Source organism: Lysinibacillus sp. FSL K6-1151, assembly GCF_038630755.1.
Taxonomy (GTDB): Bacteria; Bacillota; Bacilli; order Bacillales_A; family Planococcaceae; genus Lysinibacillus; species Lysinibacillus fusiformis_D.
Window position 1 is genome coordinate 246,813 of sequence record NZ_CP152040.1, and the last position, 22,842, is coordinate 269,654.

Consider the following 22,842-nt stretch of genomic DNA (forward strand, 5'->3'; position numbering starts at 1 on the left):
ACATTGACCTGTTAGCCATTCAGCACTACTATAATGAAGGGAAGGGGGTCATCAATATGATGTATCTCGGAATGATTTTCTTTCAAATTGTTGCACCTATTTTAGTGTTGCTTGTACTTGGCGCTATACTACAAAAGAAATTTCGTTTTAACTTAAAAGCATTGTCTCAGCTTATTACATATTGCTTTATGCCAGCCGCTGTTTTTGTGAATTTATATGAAACACGTGTAGAGCTGTCTGTTCTGGGAGAAGTCGGGTTATTTATTGTGCTTTTTATTGGGAGTCAAATGATACTCAGTCATTTTTTAGCGAAAGGGCTTGGTTTGGCCAAAACGGAGGCAGCCGTCTTTAAAAATAGTGTTGTGCTCATTAACTCTGGAAATTATGGTATTCCAGTGGCCCAAATGATTTTTGTAACACAACCTATTGGTGTAGCCATTCAGGTCATGCTCGTTATATTTCAAAATATGACAACTTATACATATGGTTTGTACAATTTAATTTCCTCTACGAAATCGGGTATGACAATCATCAAAGATTTCTTTAAAATGCCCATTATTCATGCGCTAATTATTGGTGTCGCTATGAACTATTTTAATATTGGTATACCGCAGTTTATCAAAATACCTGTAGAGCATGTCGCAGATGGATTTATTGCTGTAGCCTTAATTACATTAGGCGCACAATTATCACAGCTTGAAATCAAATCTATGTTTAATAAAACTGTTTTTGTTAGCTGTTTTACAAGATTAGTTATCGGACCAGCTGTAGCATTGGTCATTATTTATGTATTGGGGTTAGATGGAGTTGTCGCACAATCTCTGTTTATAGCCAGTGCCTTCCCAACATCTCGCAATAGCTCTAGTCTAGCATTAGAATACGATGTGGAATCAGCTACAGCTGCGCAAACTGTTTTATTTTCAACCATTGTGAGCTGTCTAACAGTAACGATCGTGATTTATTTTGCGGAAGTATTATTTACTTAGTTGGATGAAAATTTTAAAATATTGAATGGAAAACTTCCATCTCTTAGAAATATCTGCTACACTAGCATCAAACTAAATAGTATTAACTAGGGGAGTCTGATGAGTCAGGCTGAGAGGGAGACGCTTAGAAGTTTCTTGACCCTTTGGACCTGATCTGGCTCATACCAGCGTGGGAAAGTTAAGAAGCTATTGCATCGTATGTCGTGTGCAATTACTAGACCTTTACATTCATGGCCGGATCCAAAAAAATATTTTGGATTCGGCCTTTCTTTATTTGTTGGAGTGAGCTAGATTTTCGGTCCTTTTATCAAATTACATTTAAGGGAGAGAAGTAGCTCATGTCAGTAGTTAGTGAAAAGAACATTACGATTATGTCTAGCTTTGAAGGAAGCAAAAAAGTGTATGTGGAAGGATCACGTCCAGATATTTTAGTACCTATGCGTGAAATCGCATTAAGCCCAACGACTGGTAGCTTTGGGGATGAAAAAAATGCCCCTATTCGAGTATATGATACGAGTGGTCCATACACAGATCCGAATTATCACGTTGATATTACAAAGGGTCTGCCTGCTTTGCGACGTGCATGGATAGAAGAAAGAGGAGATGTTGAGGAATATGAGGGGCGTACGATTAAACCTGAGGATAACGGTTTTCGTCGTGTTGATGATCCGCGCATTCAAGAAAATGTTTTCCCTGAATTGGAGCGGAAGCCTTTACGTGCAAAAAGGGGTAAAAATGTAACACAGCTTCACTATGCACGAAATGGAATGATAACGCCGGAAATGGAGTTTGTGGCGATACGTGAAAACATGGATCCTGAATTTGTTCGTTCAGAAATTGCAGCAGGTCGGGCTATTATGCCTTCTAATATTAATCACCCTGAGGCAGAGCCGATGATTATTGGTCGTAACTTCCATGTGAAAATCAATGCAAACATTGGAAATTCCGCGGTGTCGTCGTCAATAGCAGAAGAAGTTGAGAAAATGACATGGGCTACACGCTGGGGTGCCGATAATATTATGGATCTCTCGACTGGTAAACATATTCATACAACGAGAGAATGGATTATTCGAAATGCTGCAGTGCCAGTGGGAACGGTGCCCATTTATCAGGCTTTAGAAAAAGTAAATGGCATAGCCGAGGATTTAACGTGGGAAGTTTATCGTGATACGCTCATTGAGCAAGCAGAGCAGGGGGTTGATTATTTCACGATACATGCGGGTGTTCTTTTACGCTATGTACCTCTTACAGCAAATCGTGTAACAGGCATTGTGTCACGTGGTGGTTCAATTATGGCACAGTGGTGTTTATTTCATCATCAAGAGAATTTCCTTTATACACATTTTGAGGAAATCTGTGAAATTATGAAGACATATGATGTTGCTTTTTCTTTAGGAGATGGCTTACGCCCAGGTTCCATTGCAGATGCCAATGATGAGGCCCAATTTGCAGAGCTTGAAACGCTGGGTGAATTAACACAAATCGCTTGGAAGCATGATGTTCAGGTGATGGTAGAGGGGCCAGGTCATGTACCGATGCATTTGATAAAGGAGAATATGGACAAGCAATTAGAAGTTTGTAAGGAAGCGCCTTTCTATACATTGGGCCCATTAACAACAGATATTGCGCCAGGATATGACCATATTACCTCAGCTATTGGTGCAGCGATGATTGGCTGGTTTGGTACAGCGATGCTCTGCTATGTGACACCGAAGGAGCATCTTGGCTTACCTAATCGTGAGGATGTTCGAGTAGGAGTTATTACTTATAAGATTGCTGCCCATGCAGCTGATTTAGCGAAAGGACACCCAGGTGCACAACAACGGGATGATGCATTGTCAAAAGCACGCTTTGAATTCCGCTGGCGTGATCAATTCAATCTATCATTAGATCCAGAACGTGCGGTTGAATATCATGACGAAACGCTTCCAGCAGAGGGGGCGAAAACAGCGCACTTTTGCTCAATGTGTGGCCCTAAATTCTGTAGTATGAGAATCTCACAGGATATTCGTAATTATGCTAAAGAAAAAGATTTAAATACGACTGAAGCTATTCATCAAGGTATGCAGGAAAAGGCAGAGGAGTTTAAAAAAGCGGGGAGTCAGATTTATCAATAATGAAGGAAGGCTTATATCAAAGTATAGACATAAGCCTTTCATGTTGTTGAAAAAAGATGATGTCAACGGCAGAAAAAGCAAATTTGCAAGGTGAGAGGTTGATTTCCGTTCCGCCAGCGCCCTTTCCAGGGGGCGTCCGATGAGCCACTTCACTCACTTACGCTCGCTCCACTCCAATCAACCATTCTGCAAAGTGTCTTTACTTTTTTTCATAGTAGTATAGCGATCAAATAGCCCATTATCTGTATTCTTAGAGGGGATAGGCTCTTATTTTCAATATGGAGAAGTGATGAATGACAATCATCCTCCATAAAATAAGTAGCAAAAACCTTCACTTTATTTGAAAACCTTTGCTAAAAAGGTACCATTTTTGTGGGTTGGAGTGGAAGACTACTTGACTCCCGTGGGAGAGCGAGACAGGCGAGCCCCTGCACGGAGCGGTAGCGGAGGAAGCGGCTCGGCGCTCGCCCACAGGAAAGCAAGTAGCCTGCAACGGAAATCCATTTCTCCCTTTCAATTGACTGTTTTGTTTTTCAACACTAAGGAAGGCTTATGTCAAAGTATAGACATAAGCCTTTTCTAATCATAAAAAAGCTCCATGTGAATGACAGATTCACATGGAGTAAAAGTTGAATTTGGATATCAATAATAAGTGGACTATTAAACGTTAGTTGGTTGTTTTACATATGGGTTTGTAAGGTCCATACCTTCTAACGAAAGACCCATCGCTTTTGCGACACCCTCACCATATGCTGGGTCAGCTAAATAGCAGTGAAGGATGTGACGGCGTTTGATGAATTCTTCAACAGAAGCCATATCATTCGCTGTATTTTCAAATAGACGTTGTTGCTCTTCTGTAGTCATTAAACGGAACAGTTTACCTGGTTGCTCAAAGTAATTGTTATCATCTTCACGGAAGTCGTGAATACCTGCATGACCATCAATGCGTAATTCAGGCTCTTTATGGTCTAGGTTATGCTCCCATTCACCATAGCTATTTGGTTCATAGCCTAATGTAGAACCGAGGTTGCCGTCAAAGCGCATTGCACCATCACGATGGAAGGTACGGAATGGACATTTCGGTGCGTTAACTGGCAGCATATAGTGGTTTACACCTAGGCGATAGCGTTGTGCATCTGCGTATGCAAAGATACGACCTTGTAACATTTTATCTGGTGAGAAGCTAATACCAGGAATAATGTTAGATGGTGCGAATGCAGCTTGTTCAACTTCTGCAAAGTAGTTATCCGGATTTTTATTTAACTCGAACTCACCGACAGGAATTAATGGGAAGTCTTTTTTATACCATACTTTTGTTAAGTCAAATGGGTTGTATGGAAGCTCACGAGCTTGCTCCTCTGTCATAACCTGAATATACATTTTCCATTTAGGGAAATCGCCTTTTTCAATAGCTTCATATAGATCACGTTGTGAAGATTCACGATCTTGACCGATAACTTCAGTAGCTTCAGCACCTGTTAAGTTTTTAATACCTTGCTCTGTACGGAAATGGAATTTAACCCATACACGCTCATTTTCAGCATTGATAAAGCTATACGTATGAGAACCAAATCCATGCATATTGCGGTAACCAGCTGGAATACCACGGTCAGACATTACAATTGTCACTTGGTGAAGCGCTTCAGGTAATAGAGTCCAGAAATCCCAGTTGGAGTTAGCGTTTTTCATATTTGTACGTGGATCACGTTTAACGACATGGTTTAAATCTGTAAAGTGTAATGGGTCGCGGAAGAAGAATACAGGTGTATTGTTCCCTACTAGATCCCAGTTTCCTTCTTCTGTATAGAATTTAAGGGCAAAGCCACGAATATCGCGCTCAGCATCTGCAGCACCACGCTCACCAGCAACTGTTGAGAAACGTGCGAACATTTCTGTTTTCTTGCCAATCTCTGAGAAAATTTTCGCTTTTGTATATTGAGTAATATCATGCGTTACAGTAAAAGTACCAAATGCACCTGAGCCTTTAGCGTGCATACGACGTTCAGGAATTACTTCACGGTTAAAATTTGCTAATTTTTCAACTAACCATACATCTTGAAGTAAAAGAGGACCACGTGGACCTGCTGACATAGAGTCATGGTTACTTACTACTGGAGCGCCACCTGCTGTTGTAAAACGACGGCTACGATCATTTGCGTTTGTCATATTAGTTTACCTCCTGAAAAAAATATAAGTCAAACTCTTCATCTATAACTATAACAAATATAAAATAGAATTGCTAGTACATTATAATTATTATCGTTAAAGAATTTTTATATTTAAAGATAAACTATAAATATATGCGAAGGAAAGGCGTTTTATACATAGTTTTCACCAGAAATTTCACTTTTCTAATCTCGTTTTTAAAAAATATTAGGTATGAAAATGACATGAATTTTAAGATAATGACTACATTGTAAAAACCTTTATTGAAAATAAAATGGACTAATTGAAAATTATTTCAATCAATTATCTTTTAGTTTTTTCGATATCGATTAGGCGTTATGCCGATTTGTTGTTTAAATATTTTAATGAAATAATTAGGATCATCAAAACCGTTTAAATGGGCAATTTCACTAATGGAAAAATCCGTTTCTAGCAGCATGTTAGTAGCATGATGAATTCTTATTTGCTGTAAATAGCGTTTAAATGGTAAGCCTTGCTTCTTTGAGAAAATGGTACTTAAATAATTTGGGCTGATTCCGAGCTTATGGGCGACGAAGGGCAGGGACAAGGAGCTATCATTAAATTGTTGATCAATTATTTCTAAAGCTAGTTCAACATAATCGGCTCGTTTCTCCATTCGAGCTTCCCGCGCTAATTCAATTAATGTTTGTGTGAAAGAAATAATGCCATTGAGAATTGTATAAAATATAGGATGTTCAATGATTAAGTGAAATAGCTGACGATAGCTTTGCTCGATAACTGCTTTTTCGTGTAATTTATATTTCAACATAAAGCGTCGAATTTGTGCTAGAACACTTGTTAAATGAATACGTAGATCATCTTGCTCATAATATATTCCCTCATTAGATAGCTGGTATAAAAATGTTTTAACGGCTTCAAGGTTTCCGTCTTCCAAACTACTGATTAACAATTGTTGCTCTTCTGGTGTTAATAAGGGATCAAAGGGCTGTGTTTCAATTTGTTTGCTTGCATAAAAAATATGACCAAAGCCTTCGTAAAAGCTTTGATGTAGTGCGCGCTTTGTTAATGTATACATGTTTTTGATGGTTGTCGGTGGCCCATCATAAATGCCAATATTTAAAGAACTATTACTAATTAACCGCCATTCCATCATAAGTGCACGGACATCCTTTTCTACCATCTTTATGTCACTTGTTTGAAAAAGGCATACAATTGTATTGGACAGAGGGTAGGTTTTCATATGGAAGTGGATAGGTGTTTGTTGTAGCCAATTGTAAAGCTTATTAAAAGTTTCGATATGTTCTGGCTCCATCATTGTGAAATGTATGGTCGTCTCAATTGAACTAGATTTGTTATCTAAAAATAATTGATAATAAAAGGAATCATTTGTAGTCTCCTGTGCATATTCCGTGACCTGTGGTGTGCGAAGAGAAATGGTTGTGAGCTTTTGTTTTAATAATTCTAAATCAATGGGTTTTACAAAGAGATGGGCCACTTGTAAATCTATTGCCTTCAATGCATTTTTAAATAAAGGTTCTGTCGTCATTGCAAGAATGGCACCAGATAGCTTTTGTAAATCCCGATAAAGAGCCGTTAAGCGATTATTAGGAAATAGATCGATATTTAACAGAATGGCGTCCGGTTCAAATAATCGAATTCTTTGGGGCACCTCTGAAATACTTGTGCACATTTCAATGAAGACGTCTCCAGGGAAATAGGTATGTAAAAACCACTTTATGCCTGCCAAGTCGGTAGGATCACGATCAATTAATAATAGCTTCATTACATCAACTCCTATAAAATATTCCAGTTTCATATAAAAATACGATTATATTATTAAAAATAACATAGGAATCTGAAAAAAATCTTCTTTTCTCTTTTAAAATTCTCTATATTCTGAAAAAAGTAGTGAGTACAATGTAAATAGAGTAATAAATCATCAGCAGAAACCACTTGTACAATGAAAACGCTTAAATGGAATTTAATGCTGAAGTTTTTAATATTACGACCAATAAATGAGGAGTTTTTATTTACATAGTTAGATAGGGAATAGGAGGATGTCATGTGAAATCGATCATCGAGCTTGATGGCAATACATTAACAAGACAACAAATTGAGGAAATCGTTAAGGGGCAAGCAACAGTTGCACTTTCTGTCGATAGTTTACAACGTATTCGTTTAAGTAGAGAGCGTATCGAGAAACGTTTAGCTGAAGGACAAACGATTTATGGAGTGAATACAGGCTTTGGGCAACTCAGCAATATAAAAATTGAGCAAGAGGATATTGAGCTATTGCAGCTGAATTTATTAAGATCTGATGCAACGGGTGTTGGTGAACCGTTCCCTACTGATGTTGTACGTGCAATGATGGTGTTACGTGCCAATGCTTTAGCTAGAGGATTTTCTGGCATTCGTGAGGAAACCGTACAGCTGTTATTGGAGTTTATTAATAAAGGGGTGCATCCGATTGTTCCGTCACAAGGTTCGGTGGGAGCAAGCGGCGATTTAGCGCCATTATCGCATTTGGCATTAGTGCTAGTGGGAGAAGGTAAGGCGGAGTTTAACGGAGAAGTTATGAGTGGAAGCGAGGCGCTACAACGAGCGGAGTTAACACCAGTTCGACTTCAAGCTAAAGAGGGGCTGGCACTTGTTAATGGTACGCAAGCTATGACAGGAATTGGTGTATTAACAGTCAATGAAGCTGAACGAATTGGACTTGCGGCGGATATGGCGGCAAGCTTGACGCTAGAAGCTTTAAAGGGCATTACGTCAGCATTTGATCCAGCGCTATTAGCAGTAAGGCCACATCCAGAATTAGAACTGGTGGGGGGACGTATTCGTAAGTGGCTTGATGGTAGTAAACGTGTCACAAAGCAAGGCGAAATTCGCATGCAGGATGCTTACTCGCTACGCTGTATTCCGCAAGTACACGGTGCTTCTTGGCAGTCCTTTTTCTACGCGGAGAATCGTGTTCAAACTGAAATGAACGCGACTACAGATAATCCGATTGTTTTAGAAAGTGGTGAGGTACTATCGGGTGGTCATTTCCATGGTCAGCCAATTGCCTTGGCAATGGACTTTTTGAAGATTGGTGTAAGTGAATGGGCTAATATTTCAGAACGTCGTACAGAACGTATGGTAAATCCACATCTTAACGAAGGATTGCCGCCGTTCTTGGCAACAAACCCTGGGATTGAATGTGGACTAATGATTGCACAATATACAGCAGCTTCTATTGTCTCAGAAAATAAAGTATTAGCTCATCCTTCTAGTGTGGATTCTATTCCTACATCAGGTAACCAAGAGGACCATGTAAGTATGGGAACAACATCGGCCCGTCAAGTACGTCAGATTGTTCACAATGCGGCTCGCGTTATCGCAATAGAATTAATTTGTGCTTCTCAGGCAATCCATTTAGATAAGGCGGAAGAGCAATTATCTCCAACAACACGTAAATTCTTAGAGAAAGTGCGTGAATTCTGTCCACCTTTATTAGCGGATCAACCAATTGGTGACGAAATTGAAGCATTGGCGAAATACTTACTAGCAAGTAATGATCTAGTAAATGAGTATGTGTAAATAGGGTTGAATGAAATAGCAAAGGCTGAGGCAAGACTCGTTAATCCGAGTCACCTCTGCTTTGGATATAATTATATGCTTTTGAGTCTGAATATTCAGTCTTTATTTTAGTGTCTACACTTTCAAACTAATAGTATTTTTATGAAAAGGAGCGTGTTTTTATGGTATTCAAAACAGATATTCGTGCACCACGTGGAAGTGAACTAACATGTAAGGGATGGACACAGGAAGCGGCAATGCGTATGTTAATGAACAATCTAGACCCAGAGGTGGCTGAGAACCCAGATGAGCTGATTGTGTACGGTGGTATTGGAAAGGCTGCTCGTAACTGGGAAAGCTATGAACAAATTATTGCTTCTTTAAAAGAATTAGAGAATGATGAAACACTGCTGATTCAATCAGGGAAGCCAGTAGCTGTATTCCGTACGCATGAGCATTCTCCCCGTGTATTAATTGCCAATTCAAACCTAGTACCTGCATGGGCAAATTGGGATCATTTCTATGAATTAGAGGACAGAGATTTAATGATGTATGGGCAAATGACTGCGGGTAGCTGGATTTATATTGGTGCTCAAGGCATTTTACAGGGAACTTATTTATCATTCGTAGAAGCAGGGAAGAAGGTATTTGGCACTGCGGATTTACGTGGTAAATTCATCCTAACAGGTGGTATGGGCGGTATGAGTGGTGCACAGCCGTTAGCTGGGAAAATGGCAGGCGCTGTAATCTTAGTCGTTGAAGTGGATCGTGCCCGCATTGAACGTAAAATAAAAGAAGGATACTGTGATTACATCGTGGAGACTGTGGATGAAGCCATTGCATTAGTCGATAAATTACGTAATCAGAAAGAGCCAGCTTCTATTGGTCTTGTAGGGAATTGTGCAGATGTCAATCGTGAGCTGTTAAATCGAGGGATTATTCCGGATTTTGTGACGGATCAAACATCTGCACATGACCCGATTAATGGCTATGTACCAAATGGCATGACATTTGAAGAAGCATTAGCACTTCGGAAATCGGACGTTAAAACGTATGAGCACAAAGCGAAAGAAACAATGGCAGAGCATGTTCGTACAATGCTAGCGTTTCAAGATGCAGGTGCAGAAGTATTTGATTATGGAAATAATATTCGTGCCTATGCCAAAGAGATGGGTGTAACGAATGCCTTCGATTTCCCGGGCTTTGTACCAGCCTATATTCGTCCACTATTCTGTGAAGGAAAGGGACCATTCCGTTGGGCGGCTCTTTCAGGAAACCCTGAGGATATTTATAAAACAGATGCACTTGCGAAAGAGATGTTCGCTGAAGACGAAGGTCTAGTCAATTGGATTGATATGGCGCAAAAAATGGTTAAATGGCAGGGGTTACCAGCTCGTATTTGCTGGTTAGGCTATGGTGATCGTCATCGCTTTGCATTAAAGGTAAACGAAATGGTTGCGAATGGTGAATTGTCAGCACCGATTGTCTTTGGGCGTGATCATTTAGATTCAGGTTCAGTCGCATCACCAAATCGTGAAACAGAAGGGATGATGGATGGTTCGGATGCAGTATCGGATTGGCCAATTTTAAATGCGCTTGTAAATACTGCTAGTGGTGCGAGCTGGGTGAGTGTGCATCATGGCGGTGGTGTAGGAATGGGATATTCACAGCATGCAGGTCAAGTACTAGTTGCGGATGGATCGGCGCTTGCTGCTGAAAAAATCGCACGAGTATTGATTTCGGACCCTGGCATGGGTGTTGCCCGTCATGCTGATGCAGGCTATGAGATTGCGATTAATACGGCAAAAAACAAAGGTGTCCATATACCAATGTTAAAGGGTGATGTGAAGTGACCATTCTAATTAGAAATGCCAATGAAGTAATTACTTTGAGAAGTAATGCACAAGGACCGCGTACGAAAGAACAAATGCAGGAAATTGCGGTAGTAGAAAATGGCTGTGTACTAATTGAAGAAGATCGTATTGTAGCTGTTGGAGCTTTTGAACAACTGGAAGTAGATTTCCCTGATTTAGTAAGGAAAGCAGACATTATTGATGCTACTGGTAAGATTGTGATGCCAGGTTTAGTGGATTGTCATACCCATTTAGTGCATGGTGGAACACGTGAACAAGAATTTAATATGAGACTTAATGGTTCTACCTATATGGAAATTATGAACGCAGGTGGCGGTATTCATGCTACAACAAAGCGTACACGAGAAACCAGCTTTGAAGAATTATATGAAAAGACGATGCAGCATTTAGATGTATTTTTAAAGCATGGTGTGACAACTGTTGAAGCAAAATCAGGTTATGGATTGGATTGGGATACGGAAAAGAAGCAGCTAGAGGTAGCGAAACAATTACAAGCTACACATGACGTTGATATTGTTAGTACGTTTATGGGTGCGCATGCAGTACCACGCGACTATAAGGAACGTGAGGATGAATTTGTTGATGTTGTAATCCATGACATGTTGCCCAAGGTGGCAGAGCTAAAACTGGCAGAATTTAATGATGTATTTTGTGAAAAGGGTGTCTTTACACCAGAGCAATCTCAGCGCATTTTAGAGGCTGGCAAAGCTCTTGGCTTAACACCGAAAATACATGCTGATGAAATCGAGCCTTATCAAGGAGCGGAGCTTGCTGCCGAGGTGGGAGCTATTTCGGCAGAGCATTTGCTGGTTGCTTCTGATAAAGGAATTCTAAAAATGGCTGAAGCGGGCACAATTGCTGTATTACTGCCAGGAACTGCATTCTTTTTACGTGCACCATATGCAAGAGGACGTCTAATGATTGATGAAGGGGTGCCTGTAGCAATATCAACAGATTTTAACCCGGGATCATCACCGACAATGAGTTTACCATTTATTATGAATTTAGCCTGTATGCATATGGGCATGACATTGGAGGAAGTGTTAACTGCGACAACGATTAATGCAGCTTATGCATTAAATCGAGGCAAACAAATAGGTTCCTTGGAAGCGAATAAAAAAGCGGATGTACTTATTTTAGATGTTGCCAACTATAAGCAGTTACAATATTTCTATGGTATGAACCATACACATACAGTTATCAAAAATGGGCAAGTTGTTGTACAAAACGGCATTCTGTTGAATAATTGATAAAAAATGGGCATAAATAAGGCTGAGGAAGCTTTATTTATGCTTTTTTAAAATTGAGTTGCAATTACCTTGAAGGAAGATTATAATACAATTAAATAGTAATTATTGAATTACAAATTACTTAACCTTGTAATCAATTAAAGGGGTTATACAATGACAAAATTCCGTACTGAGGAAGAAGTGCTTGAGCATTATGATTCTTCAAAATATCAAACACCTGATGGATATACCGCAGATATTGCCATTTTTACAATTACGTCAGAGAAAACAGAAGAAAAGGCGCCGCCCAACATGACGCTTAAGATTATGCTAATTAAGCGTGCGGCTAAGGATGCTGATGGAAATCCGAATATTGAAGGAGGGAAATGGGCACTCCCAGGAGGATTTGTAGATGCCGATCAAAAAGAAACAGCCTATATCGCAGCTAAACGAGAATTAAAAGAAGAAACCAATGTTGAAGGTTTGCATGTTCAACACTTTGGTGTTTATGATCAAATCGATCGAGATCCTCGTGGTTGGATGATCTCAAATGCATTTTACGCAATTGTTCCTGAGACATATATTGAACAACGTCAAGCAAATGATGATGCGGCTGAGGTAGAACTGTTTGATATAGAAAGTGTATTTACACTTCAACTAGCCTTCGATCATAGAAAAATTATTACAGATGCGTTGAATTTTATTAAAAGAGATATGATTCAAACAACCGTTGCTAAAAATTTTTTACCACAAGCATTCACTTTGTCAGAATTACAGCGAGTACTTTTAACAGTTGGGGAAGATCCTCGAATTTCTAATGATTCGGTGTTCTTTACAAAAGCACCCAAATTACCTTTTATCGAAAAAATATTAGATGAGGAAGGCAAACCGAAGAAAACCAAACGAAATTCATTCAGACCTTCGCAACTATATAGATTTAATAATTTTGAAATGGTGGAGTCCATTTATCATTAGGAAAGATCCGTCTTTCCTGATTGTTTTAAATGTAGTAATTTGTAATTTAGCTATTACTAATTAAAAACGGAGTGATGAGATGATGAAAAAGCGAGCATTAATTAATATTGATTATACAGTTGATTTTGTTGCATCTGATGGAGCCTTAACTTGTGGAGAGCCTGGCCAGCTGCTTGAGCAAGCAAATGTAGGCTTAACGAAGGAATTTATATTGAATGGTGAGTTTACGGTGTTTGCCATCGATGTTCATGAACGAGGAGATGTTTATCATCCAGAAACAAAGCTATTTCCACCACATAATATTCGAAATACAAAAGGCAGAGATTTATTTGGCGCTTTAAAACCGTTGTACGAAGCACATAAAGAGCAGGATCATGTCTATTACATTGATAAAACGCGCTACTCAGCTTTTGCAGGGACAGATTTAGAGCTGAAACTACGTGAAAGAGGCATTACTGAGCTTCACTTAATCGGCGTTTGTACAGATATCTGTGTTCTTCATACAGCTGTCGATGCTTATAATAAAGGGTTCGAAGTCGTCATTCATAAGAATGCTGTCGCCTCCTTTAATCAAACAGGCCATGAGTGGGCGTTAGGACATTTCGAGCATACACTTGGCGCCACTGTGATTTGACATGAATGGAGGGAAAAACATGAAATATGCTGACGATAGTTTTATGTTACACACAGATCTATATCAAATTAATATGGTTCAAACTTACTGGCAAGATGGGGCTCATCAACGCAAAGCTGTTTTTGAGCTATATTTTAGAAACCTTCCATTTGGCAATGGGTATGCGGTATTTGCAGGCTTAAAAAAAGCTATCGAGTTTATTAATAACTTCGGTTTCTCTCAAAGTGATATTCAATATTTACGAGAAGAAGGAAAATATCCAGAGGAATTTCTTCAATATTTACAGGAGCTTAAGTTTACTGGATCGATTAAGGCGATGAGGGAAGGAGAACTAGTCTTTGCGAATGAGCCTATCCTACGAATTGAAGCCCCATTGGCAGAAGCCCAATTAATTGAAACCCCTTTGTTAAATATTGTGAACTATCAAACGTTGATTGCGACAAAGGCTTCACGCATTAAACAAGTGACAGGTGAGGATGTCGTGATGGAGTTTGGTACTCGACGTGCACATGAATTTGATGCAGCTATTTGGGGAACTCGTGCTGCCTATATAGGTGGATTCTCTTCAACAAGTAATGTAAGAGCAGGAAAATTATTCGGTATCCCCGTGTCAGGAACGCATGCCCATGCAATGATTCAAACCTATCGGGATGAGTACACTGCATTTAAAAAATATGCAGCGGCACATAAAGATTGTGTATTTTTAGTAGATACCTATGATACGTTACGTTCGGGCGTTCCTAATGCGATTCGTGTAGCAAAGGAGCTAGGAGATCACATTAATTTTATTGGTATTCGTTTAGACAGTGGTGATCTAGCATATCTTTCAAAACAGGCAAGAAAAATGCTAGATGCTGCAGGATTTACAGAAGCAAAAATTATGGCTTCGAATGATTTGGACGAATATACAATTATGCATTTAAAGTCGCAAGGTGCACAAATTGACGCTTGGGGAATCGGAACGAAGCTTATTACAGCCTATGATCAGGCAGCTCTTGGCGGGGTATATAAATTAGTTTCAATTGAAAACGAAAGTGGAGATATGGTAGATACCATTAAAATTTCAGCAAATCCTGAAAAAGTGACTACACCAGGGCGTAAACGTGTTTACCGTATTATTAATATGGATAATGGTCATGCTGAAGGAGACTATATTGCATTAGAGGGAGAAAACATAGAGCAAGAAGAAAGATTGAAAATGTTCCACCCTGTTCATACGTATATTAGTAAATTTGTAACGAATTTTTTTGCAAAAGATTTACATGAAAGCATCGTAGAAAACGGAAAAGTAGTTTATGAGGAACCTACAATTCAAGAAACACAAGCATATGTGAAAGAAAATTTACATTTACTGTGGTGTGAATATAAACGAACAATGAATCCCGAAGAGTATCCTGTCGATTTAAGTCAAGCATGTTGGGACAATAAAATGGCAAGCATACAGGACATAAAAGAAAAAATTTCACAAGATAGGAGGTAGCTACAATGGCGAGAATAGGTATTTATGGTTCATCCTTTGATCCTATTACCAATGTTCATCTTTGGACAGCAAGCACAGTCGCGCACCGTTGTAAATTAGATAGAGTCATTTTTTTACCTTGTTCAAACAAACGTAAAGATAAAACGATAAAAACAGCAGATACTCATCGTTGGAATATGCTACAGCTGGCCATTGCTAAGGATGATCGTTTTATTGCAGATTCCTATGAGATGGACCAAGAAGGCTGGAACATCTATACTTATGACACGATGAAATACTTTAGAGAAAAACATCCAGAGGATGAATTGCATTTTATCATGGGCGCTGATTTATTAGTGGATATCGGCGCGGGATTGTGGAAAAAAGGTGACGCATTAGTTGCGGAGAATAAATTTATTGTAATGGCTAGACATGGCATCGATATGCTATCAACGATTAGTCGTTCTCCCATTTTAAGAAATAATGATGATGGTAGATTCCATCTGATAGATAAAGGGCTAGCGATGGAAATTAGCTCTACTTATATTCGTGAGGAATTTGCGATGGGGGGAGAGCCGAGATACCTCTTGCCTACTGCTTGTTACGACTATATTAAAGAGCATCATCTTTATCAAAAATAGTGGAATTATTTTTTTAAGTGTGGTTGGACGCCGCACTTTTTTTAATTTTGAAAAGATGGTGAATTTCATCATATGTAGCTCTAGGTAAGCTATAATAAAAATAGCAATGGAATACACCCTTTTTGCTGACGATAATTACAATGATTAATGTTAGAAAGGAATTCATGGATGTGCAGCTTACATTAACATTTCTTATTTTAGGAGCAACAATTTTTGCATTTGTGACCAATAAAATACGAGCAGATCTTGTAGCGATTGTGTCACTTCTAGCATTTGTCATTGCGGATATTCTAACGCCAACGGAGGCATTAGCTGGTTTTTCAAACTCTGTCGTTTTAATGATTGCAGGGCTATTTGTCGTGGGCGCTGGAATATTACGCACGGGTCTAGCAGGAATGGCAGGGCAACTCTTACTTAAATGGTCGGGCAATAGTGAGCTGAAATTATTTGTGCTACTGCTTATTATTGTAGGATCTGTTGGTGCCTTTATGAGCAATACTGGTACCGTAGCATTAATGATGCCAATCGTTGTAAGTATAGCGATTAGTATGAAAGTTAGTCCGTCTAAGTTTCTACTCCCACTCTCATATGTAGCAAGTCTTTCTGGTCTGATGACACTGATTGCGTCACCAACCAATTTAATTGTCAGTCAGTTATTGGTTGATCGAGGCTATAATAAACTGGGCTTTTTTGAAGTGACCCCTATTGGTATTGTTGGGATGATTGCTGGAATTACTTATTTAGTGCTTGTACGTAATATTCTATTACCAAAGGATCAAAACCGTACACAAACAAATGAAGGCTATAAACTTTCACCAAAAAAAATTATTAAGCAATATGATTTAAATAATCGTCTATTTAAAATCGCTGTTCCTGAAGACTCACCAATTATTGAGACATCTTTAGCAGAGTTAAAACTGCCAGCTAAGTACACGCTCTGTATGATGAAAATTCATCGTAAATCACAGGAGGGTATCAATTTACTGCCGATGACATATCAGGAAATGGCAGGTCCAACTAGTGTCATTCATGCCAAGGACGAGCTGTATGTTCAAGGAGAAGTAGAGGATATTCGTCGTTTTGTTGAGGATTATCATCTTGAGATGCAAGGGTTAGTGGAAGGAGAAGCTGATGAATTGGTATCGAAACATCTCGGTATTGCAGAGGTGTTGCTGACACCTAATTCGAGCTTTATTAATGAAACCGTTAGCTCTCTTGGATTCAGGGAAAAATATAATTTAAATATCATTGGCATTAATCGCAGAGGTGGTTATAAGCTTCAGGATATGGTTTCTCATAAATTGAAATTTGGAGATGCCATATTAGTACAGGGAGCATGGGATGAAATTCTCTTGTTAGCAAGAGAGACCCAGGATGTCGTGGTTGTCGGTCAGCCTAAAGAACACGCGAGTGTGGCAGCCGCTACAGGTAAAGCTGGTATTGCCGGTTTAATTATGCTGTTGATGATTATTTTAATGGCATTCGAAGTTTTCCCAGCTGTAATCTCAGTAATGATTGGTGCTGTGTTGATGATTTTAACAGGCTGTTTACGAAACATGGAAGATGCCTATAGCAATATGAATTTTGAAAGTATTGTGCTAGTGGCTGCAATGTTGCCAATGGCAACGGCGTTAGAAAAAACTGGAGGCATGACCATTTTATCGGATGGTATTATTAATGCCTTGGGTGATTTTGGACCCTATGGCGTGCTCATTGGTGTTTATATTTTAACAGCTATATTTGGTCAATTTATAAGTAATACGGCAACTGCTGTATTGTTCGCGCCCATTGCAATGAGTGCAGCCATTGCTATGGAAGTTAGTCCTACAACATTTATGATTGCAGTAGCAGTTGCGGCAAGTATGGCATTTGCTACGCCGATTGCTTCCCCTACGAATGCGCTAGTAATGACGGCGGGGGGCTATAAATTTATGGATTTTGTAAGAATAGGGGTACCATTACAAATTGTTATGTTTATCGTTATGATGATTGCCATCCCATTCTTTTTCCCGTTTTAAAAACTCGGTTTCTATACCGAGTTTTTTATTTTATATAAAGATCTATTATTTTTTATCGAAAAGTATGATAAAATTCTTTTTTAGATAGCGGTATAACATGGCACTCACTTGTGAAAATTGAATTTTAGGTTGTCATTATTTTTACGAGTATATATAGGAAGTTTTTCATTACCAAGAAAAAAGTTAAATTTTTTTCATGAAAAGTGTTGACCTTTTAAAAATAAGAGTGTAGTATTATACAAGTCGCCACGGTGACACGCTAAAACAAAGCAAAACATGAACCTTGAAAACTGAACAAGCAAAACGTAATCAATAAAGTTTTCAGTAACTAACTTCGGTTAGTGAACAAAACAAAATTTTGGACATCAAAATGATGCCAGCAAAACAATTTGAGCTATTCAAATTTCTTTTATGGAGAGTTTGATCCTGGCTCAGGACGAACGCTGGCGGCGTGCCTAATACATGCAAGTCGAGCGAACAGAGAAGGAGCTTGCTCCTTCGACGTTAGCGGCGGACGGGTGAGTAACACGTGGGCAACCTACCTTATAGTTTGGGATAACTCCGGGAAACCGGGGCTAATACCGAATAATCTGTTTCACCTCATGGTGAAACACTGAAAGACGGTTTCGGCTGTCGCTATAGGATGGGCCCGCGGCGCATTAGCTAGTTGGTGAGGTAACGGCTCACCAAGGCGACGATGCGTAGCCGACCTGAGAGGGTGATCGGCCACACTGGGACTGAGACACGGCCCAGACTCCTACGGGAGGCAGCAGTAGGGAATCTTCCACAATGGGCGAAAGCCTGATGGAGCAACGCCGCGTGAGTGAAGAAGGATTTCGGTTCGTAAAACTCTGTTGTAAGGGAAGAACAAGTACAGTAGTAACTGGCTGTACCTTGACGGTACCTTATTAGAAAGCCACGGCTAACTACGTGCCAGCAGCCGCGGTAATACGTAGGTGGCAAGCGTTGTCCGGAATTATTGGGCGTAAAGCGCGCGCAGGTGGTTTCTTAAGTCTGATGTGAAAGCCCACGGCTCAACCGTGGAGGGTCATTGGAAACTGGGAGACTTGAGTGCAGAAGAGGATAGTGGAATTCCAAGTGTAGCGGTGAAATGCGTAGAGATTTGGAGGAACACCAGTGGCGAAGGCGACTATCTGGTCTGTAACTGACACTGAGGCGCGAAAGCGTGGGGAGCAAACAGGATTAGATACCCTGGTAGTCCACGCCGTAAACGATGAGTGCTAAGTGTTAGGGGGTTTCCGCCCCTTAGTGCTGCAGCTAACGCATTAAGCACTCCGCCTGGGGAGTACGGTCGCAAGACTGAAACTCAAAGGAATTGACGGGGGCCCGCACAAGCGGTGGAGCATGTGGTTTAATTCGAAGCAACGCGAAGAACCTTACCAGGTCTTGACATCCCGTTGACCACTGTAGAGATATAGTTTCCCCTTCGGGGGCAACGGTGACAGGTGGTGCATGGTTGTCGTCAGCTCGTGTCGTGAGATGTTGGGTTAAGTCCCGCAACGAGCGCAACCCTTGATCTTAGTTGCCATCATTTAGTTGGGCACTCTAAGGTGACTGCCGGTGACAAACCGGAGGAAGGTGGGGATGACGTCAAATCATCATGCCCCTTATGACCTGGGCTACACACGTGCTACAATGGACGATACAAACGGTTGCCAACTCGCGAGAGGGAGCTAATCCGATAAAGTCGTTCTCAGTTCGGATTGTAGGCTGCAACTCGCCTACATGAAGCCGGAATCGCTAGTAATCGCGGATCAGCATGCCGCGGTGAATACGTTCCCGGGCCTTGTACACACCGCCCGTCACACCACGAGAGTTTGTAACACCCGAAGTCGGTGAGGTAACCTTTTGGAGCCAGCCGCCGAAGGTGGGATAGATGATTGGGGTGAAGTCGTAACAAGGTAGCCGTATCGGAAGGTGCGGCTGGATCACCTCCTTTCTAAGGATTATTTCGGAATACAAACCTAGGGTTTGTAAGATTACGTTTTGCGTTCAGTTTTGAAGGTTCATTCTTCTTGAATGAAAAGCTTCAAAACTTGTTCTTTGAAAACTGGATAAAACGACATTGAAATTGTAACAAACACATTTATTTTTTAAGTTTTTTTATAGGCTTAATAACATTAAGAGGGTTTCAAGACACGAGCAGTTCTAGGAAGCAATCGAGTGAATGAAGGAGCGTACTTGAGTACGTGACTGATTGAACGAGTGAAGCTGACAACGAAATGTGATGTGTATTGAAAGCCGTTAGGTTAAGTTATTAAGGGCGCACGGCGAATGCCTTGGCACTAGGAGCCGAAGAAGGACGGCACTAACACCGATATGCTTCGGGGAGCTGTAAGTGAGCTTTGATCCGGAGATTTCCGAATGGGGGAACCCACTACGTTTAATCGCGTAGTATCTTGACGTGAATACATAGCGTCTTGAAGGCAGACCCAGGGAACTGAAACATCTAAGTACCTGGAGGAAGAGAAAGAAAAATCGATTCCCTGAGTAGCGGCGAGCGAAACGGGAAGAGCCCAAACCAAGAGGCTTGCCTCTTGGGGTTGTAGGACACTCAATACGGAGTTACAAAAGAGCGAGTTAGATGAAGCGACTTGGAAAGGTCCGCCAGAGCAGGTAAAAGCCCTGTAGTCGAAAGTTCGTTCTCTCCTGAGTGGATCCTGAGTACGGCGGAACACGTGAAATTCCGTCGGAATCCGGGAGGACCATCTCCCAAGGCTAAATACTACCTAGTGACCGATAGTGAACCAGTACCGTGAGGGAAAGGTGAAAAGCACCCCGGAAGGGGAGTGAAAGAGATCCTGAAACCGTGTGCCTACAAGTAGTTAGAGCCCGTTAATGGGTGATAGCGTGCCTTTTGTAGAATGAACCGGCGAGTTACGATTACGTGCGAGGTTAAGCTTTAGAAGGCGGAGCCGCAGCGAAAGCGAGTCTGAATAGGGCGAAATAGTACGTGGTCGTAGACCCGAAACCAGGTGATCTACCCATGTCCAGGGTGAAGGTAAGGTAACACTTACTGGAGGCCCGAACCCACGCACGTTGAAAAGTGCGGGGATGAGGTGTGGGTAGCGGAGAAATTCCAATCGAACTTGGAGATAGCTGGTTCTCTCCGAAATAGCTTTAGGGCTAGCCTCGTGATGAGAATACTGGAGGTAGAGCACTGTTTGGACTAGGGGGCCATCCCGGTTTACCGAATTCAGACAAACTCCGAATGCCAGATATTTATACACGGGAGTCAGACTGCGAGTGATAAGATCCGTAGTCAAAAGGGAAACAGCCCAGACCACCAGCTAAGGTCCCAAAGTAATCGTTAAGTGGAAAAGGATGTGGCGTTGCACAGACAACCAGGATGTTGGCTTAGAAGCAGCCATCATTTAAAGAGTGCGTAATAGCTCACTGGTCGAGTGACGCTGCGCCGAAAATGTATCGGGGCTAAACGATTCACCGAAGCTGTGGATTGACATCTACGATGTCAGTGGTAGGAGAGCGTTCTAAGTGCGTTGAAGTCAGACCGGAAGGACTGGTGGAGCGCTTAGAAGTGAGAATGCCGGTATGAGTAGCGAAAGACGGGTGAGAATCCCGTCCACCGTATGACTAAGGTTTCCTGAGGAAGGCTCGTCCGCTCAGGGTTAGTCGGGACCTAAGCCGAGGCCGATAGGCGTAGGCGATGGACAACAGGTTGATATTCCTGTACCACCTCCTCACCGTTTGAGAAATGGGGGGACGCAGTAGGATAGGGTAAGCGCGCTGTTGGTTATGCGCGTCCAAGCAGTAAGGCGTGTGTGTAGGCAAATCCGCACACTGTAACGTTGAGCTGTGATGGCGAGTCCGTATGGACGAAGTTCCTGATTTCACACTGCCAAGAAAAGCCTCTATCGAGGTGAGAGGTGCCCGTACCGCAAACCGACACAGGTAGTCGAGGAGAGAATCCTAAGGTGTGCGAGAGAACTCTCGTTAAGGAACTCGGCAAAATGACCCCGTAACTTCGGGAGAAGGGGTGCTCTTGAGCGTGCAAGCGCATGAGAGCCGCAGTGAATAGGCCCAGGCGACTGTTTAGCAAAAACACAGGTCTCTGCAAAACCGTAAGGTGACGTATAGGGGCTGACGCCTGCCCGGTGCTGGAAGGTTAAGAGGAGTGGTTAGCGCAAGCGAAGCTGCGAATTGAAGCCCCAGTAAACGGCGGCCGTAACTATAACGGTCCTAAGGTAGCGAAATTCCTTGTCGGGTAAGTTCCGACCCGCACGAAAGGCGTAACGATCTGGGCACTGTCTCAACGAGAGACTCGGTGAAATTATAGTACCTGTGAAGATGCAGGTTACCCGCGACAGGACGGAAAGACCCCGTGGAGCTTTACTGTAGCCTGATATTGAATTTTGGTACAACTTGTACAGGATAGGTAGGAGCCAGAGATCTCGGAGCGCCAGCTTCGAAGGAGGCGTCGGTGGGATACTACCCTGGTTGTATTGAAATTCTAACCCATGCCCCTTAGCGGGGCAGGAGACAGTGTCAGGCGGACAGTTTGACTGGGGCGGTCGCCTCCTAAAAGGTAACGGAGGCGCCCAAAGGTTCCCTCAGAATGGTTGGAAATCATTCGTAGAGTGTAAAGGCACAAGGGAGCTTGACTGCGAGACCTACAAGTCGAGCAGGGTCGAAAGACGGGCTTAGTGATCCGGTGGTTCCGCATGGAAGGGCCATCGCTCAACGGATAAAAGCTACCCCGGGGATAACAGGCTTATCTCCCCCAAGAGTCCACATCGACGGGGAGGTTTGGCACCTCGATGTCGGCTCATCGCATCCTGGGGCTGTAGTCGGTCCCAAGGGTTGGGCTGTTCGCCCATTAAAGCGGTACGCGAGCTGGGTTCAGAACGTCGTGAGACAGTTCGGTCCCTATCCGTCGTGGGCGTAGGAAATTTGAGAGGAGCTGTCCTTAGTACGAGAGGACCGGGATGGACACACCGCTGGTGTACCAGTTGTCTTGCCAAAGGCATCGCTGGGTAGCTATGTGTGGACGGGATAAGTGCTGAAAGCATCTAAGCATGAAGCCCCCCTCAAGATGAGATTTCCCATTACGCAAGTAAGTAAGATCCCTCAAAGACGATGAGGTAGATAGGTTCGAGGTGGAAGTGTGGTGACACATGGAGCTGACGAATACTAATCGATCGAGGACTTAACCAAAACGTTT

The 22,842-nt window shown here is 41.6% G+C and carries 12 protein-coding genes, 2 rRNA genes and 1 riboswitch; of the genes, 12 read left to right on the forward strand and 2 right to left on the reverse strand.

Features of this window, described 5'->3' with window-relative positions; genetic code table 11:
• The first annotated feature begins 56 nt into the window (after positions 1 to 56).
• Together MHI04_RS01130 and thiC are read left to right on the forward strand one after the other, a co-directional pair.
• Positions 57 to 986 carry an AEC family transporter gene (locus MHI04_RS01130; RefSeq protein WP_089934019.1) on the forward strand — a complete coding sequence of 310 codons (930 nt, stop codon included), beginning with the start codon at positions 57 to 59 and terminating at the stop codon, positions 984 to 986.
• A 78-nt stretch (positions 987 to 1,064) separates the two neighbouring features.
• Positions 1,065 to 1,179, forward strand: a riboswitch (TPP riboswitch).
• Between the two features lie 145 nt (positions 1,180 to 1,324).
• Positions 1,325 to 3,103, forward strand: coding sequence for a phosphomethylpyrimidine synthase ThiC (gene thiC, locus MHI04_RS01135; protein ID WP_036125643.1), 1,779 nt, complete (start codon positions 1,325 to 1,327; stop codon positions 3,101 to 3,103).
• A 660-nt stretch (positions 3,104 to 3,763) separates the two neighbouring features.
• Here thiC and MHI04_RS01140 read toward each other — a convergent pair.
• On the reverse strand, positions 3,764 to 5,269 hold the full coding sequence (locus MHI04_RS01140; protein ID WP_036125644.1) for a catalase: 1,506 nt from the start codon (positions 5,267 to 5,269) through the stop codon (positions 3,764 to 3,766).
• Positions 5,270 to 5,579: 310 nt separating this feature from the next.
• Positions 5,580 to 7,034 carry a helix-turn-helix domain-containing protein gene (locus MHI04_RS01145; RefSeq protein ID WP_101967044.1) on the reverse strand — a complete coding sequence of 485 codons (1,455 nt, stop codon included), beginning with the start codon at positions 7,032 to 7,034 and terminating at the stop codon, positions 5,580 to 5,582.
• A 281-nt stretch (positions 7,035 to 7,315) separates the two neighbouring features.
• Between MHI04_RS01145 and hutH the strand changes: the two genes are divergently transcribed.
• The 10 genes from hutH to MHI04_RS01195 all read left to right on the forward strand — a co-directional run bounded on the left by hutH (position 7,316) and on the right by MHI04_RS01195 (position 22,835).
• Positions 7,316 to 8,830: a histidine ammonia-lyase gene (gene hutH, locus MHI04_RS01150; RefSeq protein WP_036125650.1), complete on the forward strand. Its 1,515-nt coding sequence runs from the start codon at positions 7,316 to 7,318 to the stop codon at positions 8,828 to 8,830.
• A 161-nt stretch (positions 8,831 to 8,991) separates the two neighbouring features.
• Entirely contained in the window at positions 8,992 to 10,662 is a 1,671-nt protein-coding gene (gene hutU, locus MHI04_RS01155) for a urocanate hydratase (protein WP_058844643.1), read from the forward strand.
• Entirely contained in the window at positions 10,659 to 11,933 is a 1,275-nt protein-coding gene (hutI, locus tag MHI04_RS01160) for an imidazolonepropionase (RefSeq protein WP_342535284.1), read from the forward strand. The genes hutU and hutI overlap by 4 nt, the downstream gene beginning before the upstream one ends.
• Positions 11,934 to 12,086: 153 nt before the next feature.
• A complete protein-coding gene (locus MHI04_RS01165; protein WP_058844641.1) occupies positions 12,087 to 12,887 on the forward strand; it encodes an NUDIX domain-containing protein in 801 nt (266 codons plus the stop codon).
• 79 nt (positions 12,888 to 12,966) lie between these two features.
• Positions 12,967 to 13,521: a cysteine hydrolase family protein gene (locus tag MHI04_RS01170; RefSeq protein ID WP_101967045.1), complete on the forward strand. Its 555-nt coding sequence runs from the start codon at positions 12,967 to 12,969 to the stop codon at positions 13,519 to 13,521.
• 19 nt (positions 13,522 to 13,540) lie between these two features.
• Complete coding sequence (locus MHI04_RS01175; RefSeq protein ID WP_036125128.1) at positions 13,541 to 15,001, forward strand: nicotinate phosphoribosyltransferase; 1,461 nt, start codon at positions 13,541 to 13,543, stop codon at positions 14,999 to 15,001.
• 5 nt (positions 15,002 to 15,006) lie between these two features.
• Entirely contained in the window at positions 15,007 to 15,621 is a 615-nt protein-coding gene (nadD, locus tag MHI04_RS01180) for a nicotinate-nucleotide adenylyltransferase (protein ID WP_101967047.1), read from the forward strand.
• A gap of 164 nt (positions 15,622 to 15,785) precedes the next feature.
• The gene (locus MHI04_RS01185; protein WP_058844639.1) at positions 15,786 to 17,639 is read left to right on the forward strand and encodes an SLC13 family permease; all 1,854 of its coding nucleotides are present in this window, start codon (positions 15,786 to 15,788) and stop codon (positions 17,637 to 17,639) included.
• A 408-nt stretch (positions 17,640 to 18,047) separates the two neighbouring features.
• Positions 18,048 to 19,599 (forward strand): 16S ribosomal RNA (locus MHI04_RS01190).
• Between the two features lie 308 nt (positions 19,600 to 19,907).
• Positions 19,908 to 22,835: ribosomal RNA gene (locus MHI04_RS01195) — 23S ribosomal RNA — on the forward strand.
• The 16S and 23S rRNA genes sit together here, the layout of an rRNA operon.
• Positions 22,836 to 22,842: the final 7 nt, after the last annotated feature.